The 17678-nt window shown below is 39.0% G+C and carries 17 protein-coding genes; 12 read left to right on the top strand and 5 right to left on the bottom strand.

The genetic code is table 11. From position 1 onward, the window contains the following. Nucleotides 1–3 precede the first annotated feature (3 nt). From ACEW8O_RS02880 to ACEW8O_RS02860, 5 genes are all read left to right on the top strand, one after another. Nucleotides 4–1152, top strand: coding sequence for a Gfo/Idh/MocA family protein (locus tag ACEW8O_RS02880; RefSeq protein WP_373493118.1), 1149 nt, complete (start codon nucleotides 4–6; stop codon nucleotides 1150–1152). A gap of 65 nt (nucleotides 1153–1217) precedes the next feature. Then, a complete protein-coding gene (locus ACEW8O_RS02875; protein ID WP_373493117.1) occupies nucleotides 1218–1733 on the top strand; it encodes a DUF2911 domain-containing protein in 516 nt (171 codons plus the stop codon). Between the two features lie 82 nt (nucleotides 1734–1815). Next, nucleotides 1816–4296 (top strand): ATP-dependent helicase HrpB, encoded by a 2481-nt coding sequence (gene hrpB, locus ACEW8O_RS02870; RefSeq protein ID WP_373493116.1) that lies wholly within the window; start codon nucleotides 1816–1818, stop codon nucleotides 4294–4296. A 230-nt stretch (nucleotides 4297–4526) separates the two neighbouring features. Then, complete coding sequence (locus ACEW8O_RS02865) at nucleotides 4527–5507, top strand: NAD-dependent epimerase/dehydratase family protein (RefSeq protein ID WP_373493115.1); 981 nt, start codon at nucleotides 4527–4529, stop codon at nucleotides 5505–5507. A 5-nt stretch (nucleotides 5508–5512) separates the two neighbouring features. Continuing rightward, on the top strand, nucleotides 5513–6319 hold the full coding sequence (locus ACEW8O_RS02860) for an SDR family NAD(P)-dependent oxidoreductase (protein WP_373493114.1): 807 nt from the start codon (nucleotides 5513–5515) through the stop codon (nucleotides 6317–6319). A 15-nt stretch (nucleotides 6320–6334) separates the two neighbouring features. Here ACEW8O_RS02860 and ACEW8O_RS02855 read toward each other — a convergent pair whose 3' ends face one another. Beyond that, nucleotides 6335–6952, bottom strand: a complete 618-nt coding sequence (locus tag ACEW8O_RS02855) for a hypothetical protein (RefSeq protein ID WP_373493113.1) — start codon at nucleotides 6950–6952, stop codon at nucleotides 6335–6337. 456 nt (nucleotides 6953–7408) lie between these two features. Here ACEW8O_RS02855 and ACEW8O_RS02850 point away from each other — a divergent pair, with 456 nt between their 5' ends. From ACEW8O_RS02850 to ACEW8O_RS02820, 7 genes are all read left to right on the top strand, one after another. Beyond that, nucleotides 7409–7966 carry a hypothetical protein gene (locus tag ACEW8O_RS02850; protein WP_373493112.1) on the top strand — a complete coding sequence of 186 codons (558 nt, stop codon included), beginning with the start codon at nucleotides 7409–7411 and terminating at the stop codon, nucleotides 7964–7966. Nucleotides 7967–8033: 67 nt separating this feature from the next. Beyond that, nucleotides 8034–8645, top strand: coding sequence for a hypothetical protein (locus ACEW8O_RS02845; RefSeq protein ID WP_373493111.1), 612 nt, complete (start codon nucleotides 8034–8036; stop codon nucleotides 8643–8645). A 134-nt stretch (nucleotides 8646–8779) separates the two neighbouring features. After that, nucleotides 8780–10660: a CocE/NonD family hydrolase gene (locus tag ACEW8O_RS02840; RefSeq protein ID WP_373493110.1), complete on the top strand. Its 1881-nt coding sequence runs from the start codon at nucleotides 8780–8782 to the stop codon at nucleotides 10658–10660. 35 nt (nucleotides 10661–10695) lie between these two features. Continuing rightward, a complete protein-coding gene (locus tag ACEW8O_RS02835) occupies nucleotides 10696–11196 on the top strand; it encodes a hypothetical protein (RefSeq protein WP_373493109.1) in 501 nt (166 codons plus the stop codon). 236 nt (nucleotides 11197–11432) lie between these two features. Next, nucleotides 11433–11948, top strand: a complete 516-nt coding sequence (locus ACEW8O_RS02830; RefSeq protein WP_373493108.1) for a DUF6557 family protein — start codon at nucleotides 11433–11435, stop codon at nucleotides 11946–11948. A gap of 215 nt (nucleotides 11949–12163) precedes the next feature. Continuing rightward, the gene (locus tag ACEW8O_RS02825) at nucleotides 12164–12598 is read left to right on the top strand and encodes a hypothetical protein (RefSeq protein ID WP_373493107.1); all 435 of its coding nucleotides are present in this window, start codon (nucleotides 12164–12166) and stop codon (nucleotides 12596–12598) included. A gap of 135 nt (nucleotides 12599–12733) precedes the next feature. Next, complete coding sequence (locus ACEW8O_RS02820) at nucleotides 12734–13396, top strand: ROK family protein (protein ID WP_373493106.1); 663 nt, start codon at nucleotides 12734–12736, stop codon at nucleotides 13394–13396. Nucleotides 13397–13403: 7 nt separating this feature from the next. Here ACEW8O_RS02820 and ACEW8O_RS02815 read toward each other — a convergent pair whose 3' ends face one another. The 4 genes from ACEW8O_RS02815 to ACEW8O_RS02800 all read right to left on the bottom strand — a co-directional run bounded on the left by ACEW8O_RS02815 (nucleotide 13404) and on the right by ACEW8O_RS02800 (nucleotide 17676). After that, nucleotides 13404–14402 carry an MlaD family protein gene (locus tag ACEW8O_RS02815; protein ID WP_373493105.1) on the bottom strand — a complete coding sequence of 333 codons (999 nt, stop codon included), beginning with the start codon at nucleotides 14400–14402 and terminating at the stop codon, nucleotides 13404–13406. 2 nt (nucleotides 14403–14404) lie between these two features. Further along, nucleotides 14405–15151, bottom strand: a complete 747-nt coding sequence (locus ACEW8O_RS02810; protein ID WP_373493104.1) for an ABC transporter ATP-binding protein — start codon at nucleotides 15149–15151, stop codon at nucleotides 14405–14407. Nucleotides 15152–15158: 7 nt separating this feature from the next. After that, nucleotides 15159–15932 carry an MlaE family ABC transporter permease gene (locus ACEW8O_RS02805; protein ID WP_373493103.1) on the bottom strand — a complete coding sequence of 258 codons (774 nt, stop codon included), beginning with the start codon at nucleotides 15930–15932 and terminating at the stop codon, nucleotides 15159–15161. 217 nt (nucleotides 15933–16149) lie between these two features. Beyond that, nucleotides 16150–17676 (bottom strand): RagB/SusD family nutrient uptake outer membrane protein, encoded by a 1527-nt coding sequence (locus tag ACEW8O_RS02800; protein ID WP_373493102.1) that lies wholly within the window; start codon nucleotides 17674–17676, stop codon nucleotides 16150–16152. Nucleotides 17677–17678 lie beyond the last annotated feature (2 nt).

Raw genomic sequence — 17678 nt, 5'->3', positions numbered from 1 at the left:
CCAATGAACCAAAAAATCAATGCAGCCATAGTAGGAACCGGCTTTATAGGACCTGCACATCTTGAAGCATTAAGAAGACTTCCAAATATTGAGGTCACCGCCCTATGTGAAGTAAATATCGATTTGGCCAGAGAAAAGGCCGACCTTTTGGGTATCCCTAATGCCTACACTTTTGAGGAAATGCTTCAGAAATCAGAAATTGATATCGTGCATATCTGTACTCCAAATTTTCTACACTTTTCGCAATCTAAAGCAGTCTTGTTGGCCGGGAAACATGTAGTTTGCGAAAAACCACTGGCAACAAAAATTGAAGAGGCGGAAGAACTCGTCACTTTGGCCAAAGAAAAAGGACTGGTAAATGCTGTTCACTTCAACCTTCGCTATTATCCAATGGTACGACAAATGAAAACCATGCGGGAATCAGGAGAATTGGGAGAGATATACAGTATCATGGGTTCATACCTTCAGGATTGGCTTTTTCTGAAAACAGATTATAATTGGAGATTGGAACCTGATAAATCCGGCGATTCCAGAGCAATTGCTGATATCGGTTCCCATTTGTTGGATTTGACCGAATATGTCACAGGATTAAAAGTAACTGAGGTAATGGCAGATTTTTCAACCGTTCACAAAACAAGGTTGAAGCCTCTAAAAGCAATTGAAACCTACTCAGGTAAAATGCTTCAGGAATCTGATTATGCCGAAGTGCCCATCAATACCGAAGATCATGCTACAGTGATGTTGCGTTTTGACAATGGCAATAAAGGTTCGGTAACAGTAAGTCAAGTCAATGCCGGTAGGAAAAACCGGCTGAATATTGAAATCGCAGGGTCTAAGGCAAATTTTGAATGGTGTTCTGAAAGGCCAAATGAAATGTGGGTCGGAAAAAGAGAAACGGCCAATCAACATCTGATGAAAGATCCCTCTCTTTTTTCTTTAGAAGCTGCTCGTTTGATCAGTTTTCCAGGAGGCCACAACGAGGGTTTTCCTGATACTTCCAAACAGATGTTCAAAGAAGTGTATGCTGCGGTCAGAGAAGGTAAACAACCTGAAAAACCATCATTTCCTACATTTGAAGATGGATTGAGAGAATTGCTTATCTGTGAAAGGATCATCGAAAGTCACAGAAAACAGGCCTGGGTGAAGATTTAACATTTTATTTGACAACCAATCCTTTTATTTTGAGTTTATCAAATCAAACAAAAAATCAATAAACCATGAAAAAATCAATTTTTGCAAAGTTCAGTATCATGACAATGACCTTTGCTTTGATAGCTGCTTTGGCTATTGCCCAGGATGAAAAACCAAGTCCTGCCAGAACTGCCGAAGGTACCATCAGCGGTGCCAAAATCACCATCAACTACAGCAGCCCTGCTGTAAAGGGCCGGGTTATTTGGGGTGATTTGGTACCTGTTGGTCAGGTTTGGAGAGCAGGTGCTAATGATGCAACCACTTTTGAAACTTCAAAGGACATCAAAGTACAGGGTAAAACCTTACCCGCCGGTAAATATTCCCTTTTCATCATTCCAAATGAAGGTGAGTCCACTTTGATTTTCAATAAAGTTTCCAAACAATGGGGTGCTTATTCCTATGACGAAAGTCAGGATGCGCTCAGGGTCAACGTTCCATCCAACTTTGGTGACAAAATGGAGGAAAGGCTGGTCTATGAGGTGAAAAATGACCGGATTGAAATGAGGTGGGAATACTATAAAGGTTTTGCGAAAATCGAATAACTTATTAACTGAATAACATCTGACCACTGATTCTTATAAATGTAAAAAGAATCAGTGGTTTTTTATTTTAACTTACCGGCACTTGAATTTCAATCCATTCTCCATCAAACTCCCCATTCTTGACATTATCAGTGATGTCAAGGAAAAACTGAACACTTCCAATACACTCATTGTAAATGCTCCGCCCGGGGCGGGAAAAAGCACACTTTTGCCGCTCACATTACTAAATGAGCCGTATTTGCAGGGTAAAAAAATCTTGATGCTCGAGCCAAGAAGATTGGCTGCAAAAACCATTGCCTGGCGAATGGCCGATCTTTTGGGTGAAAAAACCGGAGAAACTATCGGGTATAGAATCAGGTTTGAAAGCCAGGTTTCCGAACTTACCAAACTGGAAGTTCTGACGGAAGGAATTCTTACAAGGATGCTCCTCAATGACAATGCCCTCGAGGATGTGGGATTGGTGATTTTTGATGAATTCCATGAAAGGAATATACATGCGGATGTGGCTATGGCACTTTGCAGGGAAGTTCAGCAGATTCTAAGACCTGACCTTCGGATTTTGGTAATGTCAGCAACCTTGGATATGCCCCAACTGCAAGCCCTATTAAAAGCCCCGGCCTTGAGAAGTGATGGGAAAATGTTTCCTGTTGAATTTCATTATTCAGGTGATTTTGATCCATCCCTAATGCACGAAATGGTATCGAATACTGTCATCAATGCTTCTAAAGAAAATTCCGGGGATATTTTGGTCTTCCTTCCCGGTCAGGGGGAAATAAAAAGAACAGAAGCTATTTTAAGAAAAAATTTACCCGAATTTGCTATCCATCCACTATACGGGCAACTCAATCCCCAAGCCCAGCATCAGGCTATTTTCCCCAATAAAAAAGGAAAAAGAAAGGTTGTCTTGGCTACCTCCATCGCCGAAACAAGCCTTACCATAGAAGGGGTCTCTGTAGTAGTGGATTCGGGATTTGGAAGGACTTCCAAATTCAATCCCCGATCGGGCTTGTCAAGATTGGAGACTATCCGGATCTCTAAAGATTCTGCAGATCAGCGTGCTGGAAGAGCTGGGAGATTGGGACCAGGACACTGTTACCGAATGTGGTCTTCCTTTACCCATTCCCAATTGCAGGAGTACCGAACTCCTGAAATTCTGGAAGCTGATTTGGCATTTTTGGTTTTGGATATGGCAAAATGGGGTATCGAAAATATTCAAGAACTTACCTGGCTCACCCCTCCCCCGCAGGGGACTGTTGCCCAAGCAACTGAATTGTTAGAGGAAATCAATGTATTGGAAGCGGGGAAGATTACAGCTCACGGAAAAAAAGTACATCAGATTCCTGCCCATCCAAGGATTGCACACATGCTGATCATCGCTGAAGAATTGGGAAAATCTGCTTTGGCTACCGATATCGCTGCATTATTGGAAGAAAGAGACCCAATGGATCCTGAGTCAGGTGTTGACATCAATTTGAGGATTGAAGGATTAAGAAGGGCAAGGAAGGAGAATCTCTTTTTCAAGGGATTTAATAAAATAGAAAAAGTCGGCAAACAATACCGCAAGATGCTGAATGTAAATGAAGAAAATACTACTGTGGATTCTTTTGAAACCGGCCTTTTAATAGCTTATGCCTATCCTGAGCGAATAGCAAGTGCTAGACCAGGGAACAATGCCCAGTTTCAATTGGCCAATGGAAAAATAGCCATGATGGGCCACAGGGATGACCTTGCAAACGAATCATGGATTGCTATTTCGCATGTTGATGCCAGAGATGGAATGGGTAAAATTTTCATGGCATCTCCTTTGGACCCCAAAGACCTCCTCCCGATGATCAAAGAAAGAAAAGTTGTGAAATGGGACAAAAAAGATGGGGAATTAAAGGCAGTGAAAAACATCTGTATAGGCTCCATCGTCCTCAAGTCCGTTCCTTTAAAGGATGTCTCTTTGGTGGAAAAAAAAGAAGCCATCCTGTCTGCCGTAAATGAAGATGCAGGTTTACTGAATTTCAATCAAGAAGTAATACAGCTGATGAATAGAATAATTTCATTGAAAGCCTGGAATCCAGAAGAAAATTGGCCGGATTTCAGTAAGGAATTCTTGATCAATAAAGTGGGGCTTTGGCTATCCCCTTACCTCGATGAAGTCAAGAGAGAAGAAGATTTATGGAAACTCGGCCTAAAGGAAATACTCTTTCATTTTTTGGATTTTGAACAGCAAGAGAAAGTCAATGAGCTTGCTCCTCAAAAAATACCAGTGCCAAGTGGTAGTATGGTTCAATTGGAATACCGAACTGATGGAGAGGTTCCCATATTGGCAGTTAGACTTCAGGAAGTTTTTGGTTGGCTCGAAACTCCAAAAATCAACAATAATCGAACTCCTCTATTATTACAATTGTTATCTCCAGGTTACAAACCTGTTCAGGTCACTTCCGATTTGAGAAGTTTTTGGAACAATACTTATTATGAAGTAAAAAAAGATCTGAAAAGAAGATATCCAAAACACTTTTGGCCGGAAGATCCATTAAAAGCCGAGGCTGTAAAAGGAGTGAAAAGGAAGGTATGATTCCTTTTGTGATTAATACAAATCAAGGAAAGAATTTTATCGAATAATACTATTTTTAAAATTAGCTTAGAATATTTAAGTACATCCCGCAAAAATCTTTCTTTTTACCCATAAATAAGGTTAATTTCATTCAAAAAAGGTTTAAATCATGTTACATTGATTTTTGGTTAATAAGAGAATAATATAAATTAGATGAGACTTTGAGACTTTTCAATCCAATTTGACATTTCATGAAAACATTTATTACGGGTGCATCGGGCTATTTGGGACAAAGACTGGCATGGAGGCTGGCAGAATCCGGCGAACATGTTCATGTTTTGATCCGAAATAAAAAGGCTGCAGTACACCTAAAACATCCCAATATCCAGATTTTCTATGGAGATATTCTTGAATTGGAAAGCATCAAAGAAGCTTTGGGAGATTGTTGTTATGTTTTTCACATGGCAGCTTTGGCAAGAGTATGGACAAAAAATCGGGAAGATTTCTATACAGTCAATGTGGATGGTACCAAAAATCTAATTCGGGCTTCTAAAGAAGCTAAGGTCCAAAAATTTATTTTGACAAGTAGTACCGGGACAATCGGACCCTCTCTTAAAAGCCCTAATGATGAAAACACACCAAGATGGGCGAGTTTCAACAATGATTATGAAATATCCAAGTATCTGGCAGAGCAGGAACTACTCAAAGAAGTTTTGGCTGGGTTTCCAGGTTTGATAGTGAATCCATCACGTATTTTTGGCCCTGGCATAGACTCTCCCAGCTCGGGAATCAACCGCTTAATTGCAGGATATCTCAAAAAAAGGGTTGCCATTATGCCTACGACTCACCATGCAATGGGGAATTACGGTTTTATTGATGACATAGTTGAAGGACATAACAAAGCGATGGAGAAAGGTCAAATTGGACAGAAATATATCTTAGGTGGGGAAAACAAATCCCTTGGAGAGCTTTTCCAAACGATTCAGGACCTTACCCCACAGCGAGGTATCATGTTGAAATTCCCTATTTGGCCTTTAAAATACTGGTCTTGGCTGGAATTATATATGGGCAATAATTTTGGTAGGAGCCCTAAAATCACTCCTGATTTTGTAAAGAGAATCAATCAGAATGCAGCATTTAGCTCTGGAAAAGCAATCGATAACTTAGGATATAGGATTACACCATTTGAAGAAGCCATACAAACTACTATTCAATTTTTGATGAAAAAATAATCATTATGAAACATTTTGCATTGATTACCGGGGCGAGTGAAGGACTTGGGAAATCCTTGGCTTTTGAGTGTGCCAATAAAGGCATGGACATATTATTGGTAGCTCTGCCATCTACAGGACTCCCGGAATTGAAAATATTCCTCGATCAGAATTTTGATGTTTTTGTCGATTATATGGAAATAGATCTCACAGATGATGAAAGTTGTCATTACCTGATAGAATATGTGAAGTTAAAAGAATATCCGATTTCCTTTCTGATCAATAACGCCGGGGTGGGTGGAAATTACCAATTTGGAAATGAGGATTTTTCTGTATTCAACAGGATGATACAGTTGAATATCAAGGCTTTGACACTGATAACCCACGGAATGGTAAATATTTTGTCAAATCACCCCCAATCTTATATCCTTAATGTTAGCAGTTTGATAATCCATTTTGAAGGGCCATACAAGCAGGTTTATGGAGCCACAAAATCATTTATATTTTATTTTTCCAAAAGTCTCTCCATTGAATTGAAGGAAAAAAACATACAGGTAACAGTTCTTTGTCCAGGTGGCATCAATACCAATATAAAAATGTCCATGATCAACAACAGGTGTAATCTACTTCAGTTAATTTCGGTTTTGTACCCTGAAGAGGTGGCGGCTTATACCATAGAAAAAACACTCAAGGGAAAAGATGTGATTATTCCTGGAAAAATCGTAAATATTTATTTTATCTTCTCAAAACTCATTCCTAACCAATTCAAAAACTGGTTGATAAAATATAATAACAATAAGCTAATGAAATCACAGCAGGCAATCAGCCAATAAACTTTTTAATAAAGATTAAAGATTATCCAAATAATCCAACAAATTAAGAAAGCAAGCCACTGTAAAAGGTGTTACCTGCATCTCTTCCATCTTGGCAAGGTAAGTATCTCGCACTTCCTTGTAAGTTGATGGATTGTACAATTTGGCCAAAGTAATACCTCTGGAAGATCTGTAAGTGAAATTTTGAGTCAAAATGTTTTTATCCGGGTCTTCATTAAAGAATTTTTCAAGTTTTTTCCCATTGGAAAAATTGTCCATCCAAGGGAAACCTGATTTGACCATAAAGTCTTCCACCTTTTGGATGACAGGATTGGCTTCAAGATCATTCTCCAGAAAGTACCTTCTTGGCATGTTGGTATCAATGCTATCCATGGTATTTACCAATGTTATACTTCGATCTTTGTAATCTCCCAATGTAGGAAGAAATTTATGAATGATGGATTCTACCTGATCAAACCTTACTCCTAAATGATATTCAAAATAAGTTGAATCATTGAAATGGGTATGGTGAAAAAATATTATCTGCTTTCCTTGAATGAATGATTTGGAATATAGTAGTTTTTTGGGTTCTAAATTGAAGCCAAAATCAGTTAAAAAATTTTGATGGAGCAATATCATTTCCTTGATTTTCATGCACTATTCCAATTTATGTTTTGATATTACGAACATTTTTTATAATTATTTTCAACCTTTCAATAAATATTATTTTTTTTTATTATCTGATTAACAGTACTAACTAAACCAATTGTTATTCAGAAATTGCATACTTATTATGTTGACTTAATAAGTATTATTTACGTTTTCTCTTTGAATTTTTTTGATAGGATAAAATTTAAAATTATATTAAATATAGAGGAGAATTCCTTATTGGTATTTTTCTGTATGTAAATTACAAAAATTAAGCCATTTTAATCAAATAAGTAAAATTTATTTATGGGTTGGAGAAAATTAAATTTTGATCAATTGAAATATCTTATGATTTTCTGTGGAAAAAATCAATTTATCACCAGTTATGACCATAAAAAAAAGACAATAACCTTCTATGATTCAAATCATAACAAGATTTTGATCATAAGATTATCAATAGATTTGAATTATTTACCAGATGAAAATAGCTTGATAAAATTGGAATTCATCAATCACATTATTTTATTGATCAAATCAGGAATTGCTTCTGTGGCATTCTTTGAAAACACAGAATTGGTGGACCACAAAGTTTTCCGGGCCTATATGGTAAGAAAGAAACAAGGCAAAAGTCAGGTCAAATACCTCAAAACTAAAGGAAAATCCAGGGCAGGTTCCAGGGTTCGCCTTCAGGAGACTTTGGACTTTTTTGAAAAAATCAATTCGAGGCTTATAACCTATTTTGAAGAATCCAGGATTGATTTGATTGCCATCAACAGCTCCAAAATATTGTTGCCATTTTTATTTGAAAGCAAATCCAAAACGCCTTTTGAAAAGAAAGACAATAGACTTTACAAGATTCCCAAACACATTGCCACTGCTACCCATGAGAATTTGTTAGAAGTCAATGAACAGTTGTTTTCCAATGCTGTTTTTGTCCCTTACATAAGTCAGGATATATTTGCAACTATCCTCTCGTCCAATGAAGTCGTTGATAATGAAAACCTAGAAGAGGATTGGTAATCTTTGAAAAAACTCATTTTGGAACAATTTTTGGTAGAAAAGACTTTCATTTGTTTTCAATTCTACAATGAAAAAAAAATACACCCTAATTTTCCTGCTTTTTCTTATTTCTCTGTCCTACAAAGTTGAGGCTCAACGTTACGGATCTGCTGTAGGTATCAGAATGGGAAACAATGACTTCAGTAGAACTTTTGGACTTTCTGCTCAGCAAAGGGTGTTTAAGCACATTACACTTGAAGGGATATTACAATCTGATTTTAATAAAAATAGCACAGCCCATTTGTTGGTTGAGGTCCACAGGCCGATTATTTCCAAAAGATTCAATTACTACTATGGTGCAGGAGTGTCCACAGGTTGGGAAGAAAGTTTTGTAAAAGATAAAGAGACCAAGCAAATTCTCCATACTTATGGAAATTCCACATCAGGAGTCGATTTTATCGCCGGCATAGAGCTCACAGTTGCCAATACGGTCATTTCTTTGGATTATAAACCGAACTTTAATCTGTCAGGTAGAGAGGAATTTGTCAGAGGGCAGGTGGGGATTTCAGCAAGAATGGTTTTGGTCAAAAGTAAAGAGCAGGATAGGAAACGCAGGAAAAAGGCCAGGGCCAAAAAAAGACAAAAAAGGGAACCTATTGGTCAAAAACTCAAGAACACCTTCAACTTCAATTCTAAATAGAATTGACACTTTTTGTTTAAATAAAAAATTGAATAAGCTAGGTTACAGATAACACTTTTTACCCATCTGAATAAAAATTTTAAGCTTTTTTGAAGAATAATAACTAAACTAGGGTTCAATAAATTTTACCCTTCATGAAAGCTTTAAAAACCATTGGATTTCTATTTTTCCTGATTATTTCAGGCCATAGTTTGGCACAGGAAAAGAATATTCTTGAACAACTCAAGGAAATAGCCATTGTCGATCAAAAGGTCATGATACCCATGAGAGATGGGGTCAGATTGGCCACTGATATCTATAGACCAAAAATTGACGGTCCCGTTCCCGTTATATTTTCAAGGACGCCATACAACTTTAATTCCTATCGTGATGGAGAATTGGTGACCAGGACCATGCAAAGCGCATTGGAAGCCGTCCAAAAAGGTTATGCCTATGTCGTGCAAAACGAGCGGGGAAGGTTCTTTTCAGAAGGAGAATGGGATATTTTGGGCACACCATTGACTGACGGCTATGATGCATTTTCATGGATGGCCGACCGTCCTTGGAGCAATGGTAAAATCGGGACAATCGGCTGTTCATCAACCGCTGAATGGCAAATGGCCGTAGCCGCCCTAAACCACCCGGCTCATATAGCTTTGATTCCGCAGGGATATGGCGCAGGGGTCGGAAGAATCGGTAATTATTATGAACAGGGTAATTTCTACAGGGGCGGTGCCGGACAGATGCTGTTTACGGCATGGCTTTATGGGACCCAACATGATCCCATGGCTCCAAAACTTCCTGAAGGAATTGTACAGGAAGATTTATTGAGATTACAGAAATTTTATGATATGGCCCCAAGATATCCAAGAGTAGATTGGAAGGAGGCCCTGAGCCATTTACCGGTTCAGGATATTATCCGGAATGTTGATGGCCCAAAGGGAATCTATGAGGAAATGATTACCCGCAAGCCAAATGATCCAAAATGGTATGAAGGAGGACTTTTCCATGATGATATGGATTTTGAGAAACCTGCTTTTTGGTTTGTGTCTTGGTATGATGTGGCTTCCAGTCCCAATTTGGCTATGTACAATCATATCAGAGCTAATGCCAAAGATCCCAAAATCAGGGACAATCAGTTTTTGGTCATCGCCCCTACCCTACACTGTTCATTTACCCGGGCTACGGAAAATACCATCGTTGGTGAACGAAGCATGGGGGATGCAAGATTGCCTTATAATGACATGACCTATGCTTGGTTTGACTATTGGCTCAAGGGTGAAGCCAACAATGTGACAGAGGAAATGCCAAAGGTCACTTATTTTACCATGGGTGCCAATAAATGGCAATATTCAGATACATGGCCACCAAAGGAAGCCCAAATGGTCACTTACTTCCTGGACAGTAAGGGCAATGCCAATTCCAGATTGGGTGATGGTAAACTGGGCACTACAAGACCAAACAGGGATAATCCCGATACTTTCCAATACGACCCTATGGATCCTGTGACTTCTTATGGTGGCAATGTTTGCTGTACAGGCAATGCTGTTCAGGGAGGTGCATTTGACCAACAGGAGATGGAACTGAGAGAGGATATCCTTGTATATACTACAGAGACATTGACAGAAGGGGTTGAGGTAAGTGGATTTATTGAGGCCATGCTGTATCTATCCTCTGATGTCAAGGACACCGACCTTACCATCAAGTTGATTGATGTATATCCTAACGGTACAGCCTACAACTTGGATGAAACCATCCAAAGGGTAAGGTATAGGGAAGGGTATGAAAAAGAGGTATTTATGGAAAGCGGAAAAGTCTATGAAGTCAACATGACGCCCATGTCAACCTCCAATTACTTCGAAAAAGGCCATAAAATCAGGATTGAAATATCCTCCTCCAACTTCCCCCGATTTGATAGAAATCTGAATACAGGAGGCAACAATTATGACGAATCGGAAGGAGTAGTAGCAACCAATTCTATCCATCATTCGAGAAGGTATCCGAGTAGTGTTAGTTTGCCGATTGTTAAAAAGTAGTTGGTTGAAGTCATGCCATGACTTCGAGTCATGGCATGACTAATCCTAAGCTTACCCAAAGTCATGGCATGACTAAGCATATTTCATCTTATATGAACAACAGGCAACTTTATTGGGCAGGAATATTGACTGCCCTGATAGCAATTATTCATATTGGAATTGTGATTGGAGGACCTGAATGGTACAGGTTCTTCGGTGCAGGAGAAGGAATGGCCCAGCAGGCCGAGGCGGGCTTGGCATTGCCTGTTATGATCACATTAATGATAGCATTGATTTTAGGAATCTGGGCACTATATGCCTTCTCCGGTGCAGGCGAGGTTGCAAAGCTTCCTTTAATGGAGCCTATTCTGATCATCATATCGTCCATATTTTTGCTGAGAGGTTTGCTTGGAATACCCCTTGTCATGCTTATTGACGATCCATATTTAAATGAATTGAGGGAAAAAATGGTTTTTATGTTTGTAAGTTCCCTGATAAGCATGGGGTTTGGAATTCTGTATGCCAAAGGGACTAGGAAGTTGATTTCTTATAAATGAAAGAATACTTTTTTGCCAAATAATGCTAAAATGTGGTTTTTTTATTTCAAGGATTTTTAAATAAATGGGGGGTTAAACCTAACCTAAACAACTTGCTTCTTATGGGCTGTAGGTCGTTAGCTGTACCGAAAATATCACCGGAAGGCATGAGCGAGGTGTGTCTAATAAATTGGGCATTTTCTTAATTTGCCCCATTATTAGATCATTAAAAATTTTTGACATATATTCATAATACAATGAAATTGGGAGAAATAATCAAGACAAATAATTGGTTGAGTATTGAACTTACTCTATTGGATTTATATCCTGACCAAGCAGAAAGCATTGATGAATACAGGAAAGTGTTTTCCTTGCTTCAAGAAATGGCGCCCCAAAAATCAGCCATCGAAATCGTAATTGAACAAGAAATAGATGAAGAAACCCAAGAGCTAGGCCTTGGGAATGTTTATGGAATTGACCATGAGTTAAAAGACGAAAATACAAACTCAGTTGCTTTGGAGTTCACATCTTGGGATAAATGGATTGGTATGAAAATCAGTGAGTTGACACTGAAAGAGTTTAATGAGTTGGAGATTATTTCACATTGTTTGTATGAAATGACATTTATTGCCTTTGACGAAAAAGAAATTCAAGAAGAGTTTTCAAAAATCAAAAATATGGTTGAAGAAATTAAAAGTTTATCACCTGAAGAAATCAGTCAAAAAACAATTTCATTGGAAGATTTTTTAAAAGATCTTGATAAAGATGATTGAAAATTAGATTGATATCTTATGTATAAAATCATATATGATAAACATTTAAGCTTACGTCTACAGCAAATCTGAAAAAGATAATCTCTCTGATAAAAAGTGAAACCCTTGACGGATTACGGTTCCCCGTTGGAAATCATCAAGCAATTTGGCAGCAAAGCCAAATACTTGGAAGCAGTTAAGGAATTGGGACAGGAATTATACAAAAAGGGAGCATAATGGAAAGTAATTCTCATATGCTTATATATCAAACAGAAGATGGCAAAACCAAAATCCAAACCCGTTTGGAAAATGAAACGGTATGGCTAACCATCGAACAAATGGCCGAGCTTTTCCAAAAAGGAAAGTCAACCATCAATGAGCATATCCAGAATATCTATATAGAAGGTGAACTGGTGCAGGAATCCTCCATGAGAAAAATCGGGATTTCCGATTTTTCTACCAAACCAACCAATTTTTACAATCTAGATGTAATTATATCGGTTGGTTACAGGGTCCTCTTCGCTCCTGCGCATTATCCAACCCACGGCCGGGGATATCAAGGTCCTCTCCTGCAAAATCAACTTTTCGCTCTCTCCTCAATAATTTTTCATCCTCCCCTCCATCCATACTCAGACCTTTTGGTCCTAGAACCCTTTCGTCTACTGGAGTGATCTTCCAATGATTCAATCGTTCCAAAAATATCCCTTCTGCCATCTTTTGATAATTTTTCTATCCAACCTCAATTAAATTTCGTTTTTTTGCATGGTCAATAATATCAATACCGAATACTCAAACCAACAGAAATCTTGAAAATACTTACCATAGACATCGGAGGCACCAACATCAAAGTAAAAGTTAATAACGACGCAGAAAGAAGAAAAATCCCATCAGGCAACTATATGACTCCGGAAATGATGGTTTCTTTAGCAATTGAGGCCACGAAAGATTGGGAATATGAAGTGATTTCAATTGGTTTTCCGGGAGTCATCAAAAAATACAAAGTTGTTGTTGAACCAAAAAACCTGGGAGATGGCTGGTCGGGTTTTGATTTTGAAAAGGCTTTTGGTAAACCCGTCAAATTGATCAATGACGCTGCCATGCAGGCCTTGGGTTCTTATCAGGGAGATACCATGTTGTTTTTGGGATTGGGTACAGGCTTGGGTTCAGCACTAGTAGCTGAGGGCACCGTAGTTCCCATGGAGCTTGCCCACTTGTCTTATCGCAAAGGAACTTTTGAAGATTATCTGGGCCTGAGGGGACTGGAAAGGTTGGGCCCAGAGAAATGGCAACTGCATGTACTTTCAGTGGTGGGAAGATTTAAGAATGCATTTTTACCGGACGATATCGTATTGGGTGGCGGAAAATCGAAATTACTGACAGAGATTCCTGAAGGCTGCAGGTTAGGTACCAACAACAATGCGTATTTGGGTGGGTTCAGATTATGGGATAAAAGTTATCACTTAGGATAAAAACAGTTCATTTATCCCCTTTTTCCGCCTCTTCCATTTGTTTCTGGTTTTGTCTTTCCTGTCTTCTGAAGTGTCTTCTGAACAAAAAATTGCTCCTCATAGCTTCCATATTCTCATTAAACCTCTCAGTACTCATTTCCAGGTTCAACATACTGTTCATGAGTGCTTCTCTAAAAATACTGTCCTTAAGAATCAATCCCGCCGTGCCCTCACCTGCTTTCAGATTTCCGATCAGGGTTTCAACATCTCCGATGATCTTGGTGGCCTGATTGCTTGATTCTTTTATTTTTTCAAGAGACATCGTGAAATCATCAGCCATTACCGAATCCGTAAAAAGTTTTTGCACCAAACCCTCTCCATCTTTCAAATTGACCATCAACTGATTTCCCGCCGTGGCCATTTCTGAGGCTCTTCTTGCTGCAAGCTTCAATTCACCAACTGCACCCTTGATATCTCCGGTCAACAATGAGTCCGAAAGCAATACCCACAGACTTTCGCTTTTATTCAACTTTGAGGTGATTTCATAAAGATTCTCAGTTGTTTTTTCAAAATATTCGCTGCTTGAACCAAGTCTTTCCATCATCGCATCTGTGCTTACGGGAGTCGTGGAATAAATCACATCTCCTTCTTCAACATTTTCGGCAAATCCAGCTTGTGGTATGATCTGAATGAGTTTGCTACCCATCAATCCATCTGTGCCAATAGCAGTAAGTGCATTTTTCTTGATGAATGGAACCATATTTTTTTGAATATACATTACGACATGTATTGAAGAGTCATTGGCCATTTCAACAGACTTAACAGTGCCTACATTCAAACCCTTAAAACGTACATTGTTCCCAGGTACGAGTCCACTGACATTTTCCACTTCTGCCGTAATGGTGATGGATGCTCCAAACATATTCTGATTCTTTCCAATCATATACAGGGTAAATACCAGAAACAATATTCCTGCGATCACTAGACCTCCAAGTTTTGAATTCTCTATTGTTCTTTTCTTTTTCATAATTATTCAAAAAACTTTTTGATGTTAGGGTCTGTCGATTTACTAAGCTCTTCATAGGTGCCCTCGGCGTAACAAGTGCCATTTATCAGCATAATGACACGAGTTGAAGCGATTCTGATGCAATTAAGATCATGTGAAATGATCACCGAAGTGGCATTATATTTCTTCTGCACACTCACCATTAACTCACTGATTTCTCTCGAAGTAATCGGATCCAAACCGGTTGTCGGTTCGTCATAAAGGATGACTTTTGGTCTTAAAATCAACGATCTTGCCAGCGCAACCCTTTTTTTCATACCACCTGACAGTTCTGAGGGCATCATGTTTATTGTATGTAATAGACCGACATCTTCCAAAGCCTCCTTTACCGCATCTTCCGCACCTAAGGCACGCTCTTCTTTAGTCCAATGGATACGAAGTGGAAACTCGAGATTTTCACGAACCATCATCGAATCATAAAGGGCATTACTCTGAAATAGAAATCCAATGTCCGCCCTTAAATGATCGAGTTCGTCCTGTTCCAAATCTTGAATAGGGCTGTCCAAAACCAATATTTTTCCTTTATCTGCCTGAATCAAACTGATAATGCATTTGATCAGGACAGATTTTCCCGATCCGGATTTTCCAAGGATCACCAGATTTTCTCCGGAATAAACTGACATGCTAAAATCTTTGAGCACATGATTGTCCCCAAATGATTTATTGACATTTTTCACTTCAATTACCGGGTGTTTGGACAATATTTCCATCTTTTATCTAAGTCAATCCCAAAATATCCGTCACCTGAACCGCGATAAGGTCAAGGATAAACACCATCAATGAAGCCACTATAACAGCCGTGGTTGCCGATCTGCCAACTCCTTCTGTACCTTTTTGGGAACTAAATCCCTTGTAACATCCCACTATACCTATTGCAAATCCAAAGAAGAAAGTCTTGATCAAAGAGGGAATGATATCTCCGAATGACAATGCATCAAATACCTGAAACCAATACAGATGCCAACTCACATGTCCTCTGATATTGACCCCTAAATAAGCTCCATATAAAGAAATGGCATTTGCTAGACTGGATAATATGGGCACCATCAATGTAGCAGCCATCACCCTTGAAACTACCAGATATTTGAAGGGATTTGTCCCTGATACTTCCATGGCATCGATTTGTTCGGTGACTTTCATAGAACCCAATTCCGCCCCTAATCCGGACCCGATTTTTCCTGCACATATCAGGGCAGTAATGACTGGAGAGATCTCCCTGATCAAAGAAATCGAAACCATGGAAGGCAGAAGTGACTCTGCCCCAAACTCCACCAATGTTGGCCTGGATTGGATGGTCATTACCAGTCCCATGATGAATGCAGTGACACCTACAAGCATCAATGTCTTATATCCAATCCAAAAACATTGATGGATAAATTCTTCATATTCCTGTTTGGGCTTGGATAATTCCCTAAAAAAGCGTGCAGTAAAGCGGGACAACTCTCCTGCCTCTTTGAAAAATTCGTTGTCCGGAAATTTTAGATATCTCACTTGATTATTGTTTGGTACATCAAAATTGGGCCTTTCTAACTTAAAAAATAATAATCATAATCAAGTGATTTTATGATGTTTGTCATTTTTTGGTAAAAAGTAGTGCTACTGTACCATGAACCATGTATAATGTACAAAGTACAGGGGAAGTGGTGAAAAAGGAAGTGTCGGGTTCTTGTTTTTTTCAGTAACCCTTTCCTATAATCAGGTATTATGGCTAATTCCCAAAAAGCGAGGACAGATCAATATCCTCTCTTGACAGTGGATAATAGGTTTTATCAGGAGCCCAACCTCTGTCAATCAGAATAGCATTCGTTGATAGGTCTCCCCACCTTGTCAAGTCTGAATAACGGTGCCCTTCAAAACACAATTCGACCCTTCTTTCATGTTTGATGGCCTCGAATAGACTGATCCCCCTACCCGAAGCATATTGTTGTATACCTAGTCCTGAAGATCTTAATTCCTGTATAGACTCTAGCCCAAAAGCCCTTACCCGAACCCTATCGATATAGTCCGAAGCCACATTTTGATCACCACCACCTCTTAAGATAGCTTCGGCAGCCATCAGCAAAATATCAGCATAACGGATAATCGGAAAATTCTCCTCTCCCGTTCCATTTGGGGTTCCGGCGGAAAATCCACTGTTCATCCCTTTTTTAATGGCAAATGCTCCCCTATTCCTCGCCAATCCCAAAAACGGTTCTGACTGATTTGGGAAAAGTTCTCCAGGGATTACAATTGAATGGGTTCTCCTGAGATCACCCTGCTCGAATTCATTTACCAAGCTTTGTGATGGGAAGGCATTTTCCCAGCCATTGTATTGGTTTGGGGCTATCGTTTGATTTCTTAGTGTGATCTCAGCCGCATTGACACCATCATCAAAGAATGCATTGGGACCTGCATTGGCATTGTTGAACTGTACCTCAAAAACACTTTCGGGTCCATTGTCTCCCCTTATGGTCCAAACATCATCCAAAGGCAAAAGATTATAAACACCGCTATTGATTACCGTTTCTAAATGTTCCTGAGCTTCTGTGAAGTTATCCTGAAATAAATACACTTTGCCCAAAAGTGAATGAACACTTCCCATTGAAGCCCTGCCTCGTTCAAATCCCGGAGATCCATTATATTCCCATGGAAGCATATTCCCTTCTATGATTTTTTTGAGATCATTTTCAATGGCCTGATAAATCTGTTCCCTGTTTGACAATGGAATGTCTGTCAGATTATAGTTGTCTTCCAAAATCAAAGGCCCCTGATTCCAATAATCTACCAAATAAAAATTGTAAAGTGCGCGCAGAAAAAGCGCCTGACCCAAAATTCTGTTTTTTACTGCCGATTCCGGAATGTTGGCATCTGGCAAATTGACGATAATCAGATTGCACCTTAATATTCCAACAAAAATACTGTTCCACAATCCATCACCGTTGTTTCTATTGAACAACCTGATATCGGTATCATTTACAGTAAAGTTATTGTGGGCAATGACATTGGCCTCAACAGTCTCGGTATTATCTCCTCTTACATTTCTGATCAATCCGAGCCACCAACCAAACATCCCTCTGTTTCCGATCGGTGAGTATGCCGCGTTCAATGCCCTGTTCATTTGGGATTCATTTTGATAAAAATTATCCGAAGTAATGGCATCTATTGGCCTGACATTCAGAAACTCATCCGAACAACTGAACAAAGCTGCTGCCAATAAACTGATTAGCATTATTGAAAAGAATATCCTGTTTTTCATAT

The organism is Aquiflexum sp., from assembly GCF_041749095.1.
Lineage (GTDB): Bacteria > Bacteroidota > Bacteroidia > Cytophagales > Cyclobacteriaceae > Aquiflexum.
This window is presented reverse-complemented; position numbering and strand designations above follow the sequence as displayed.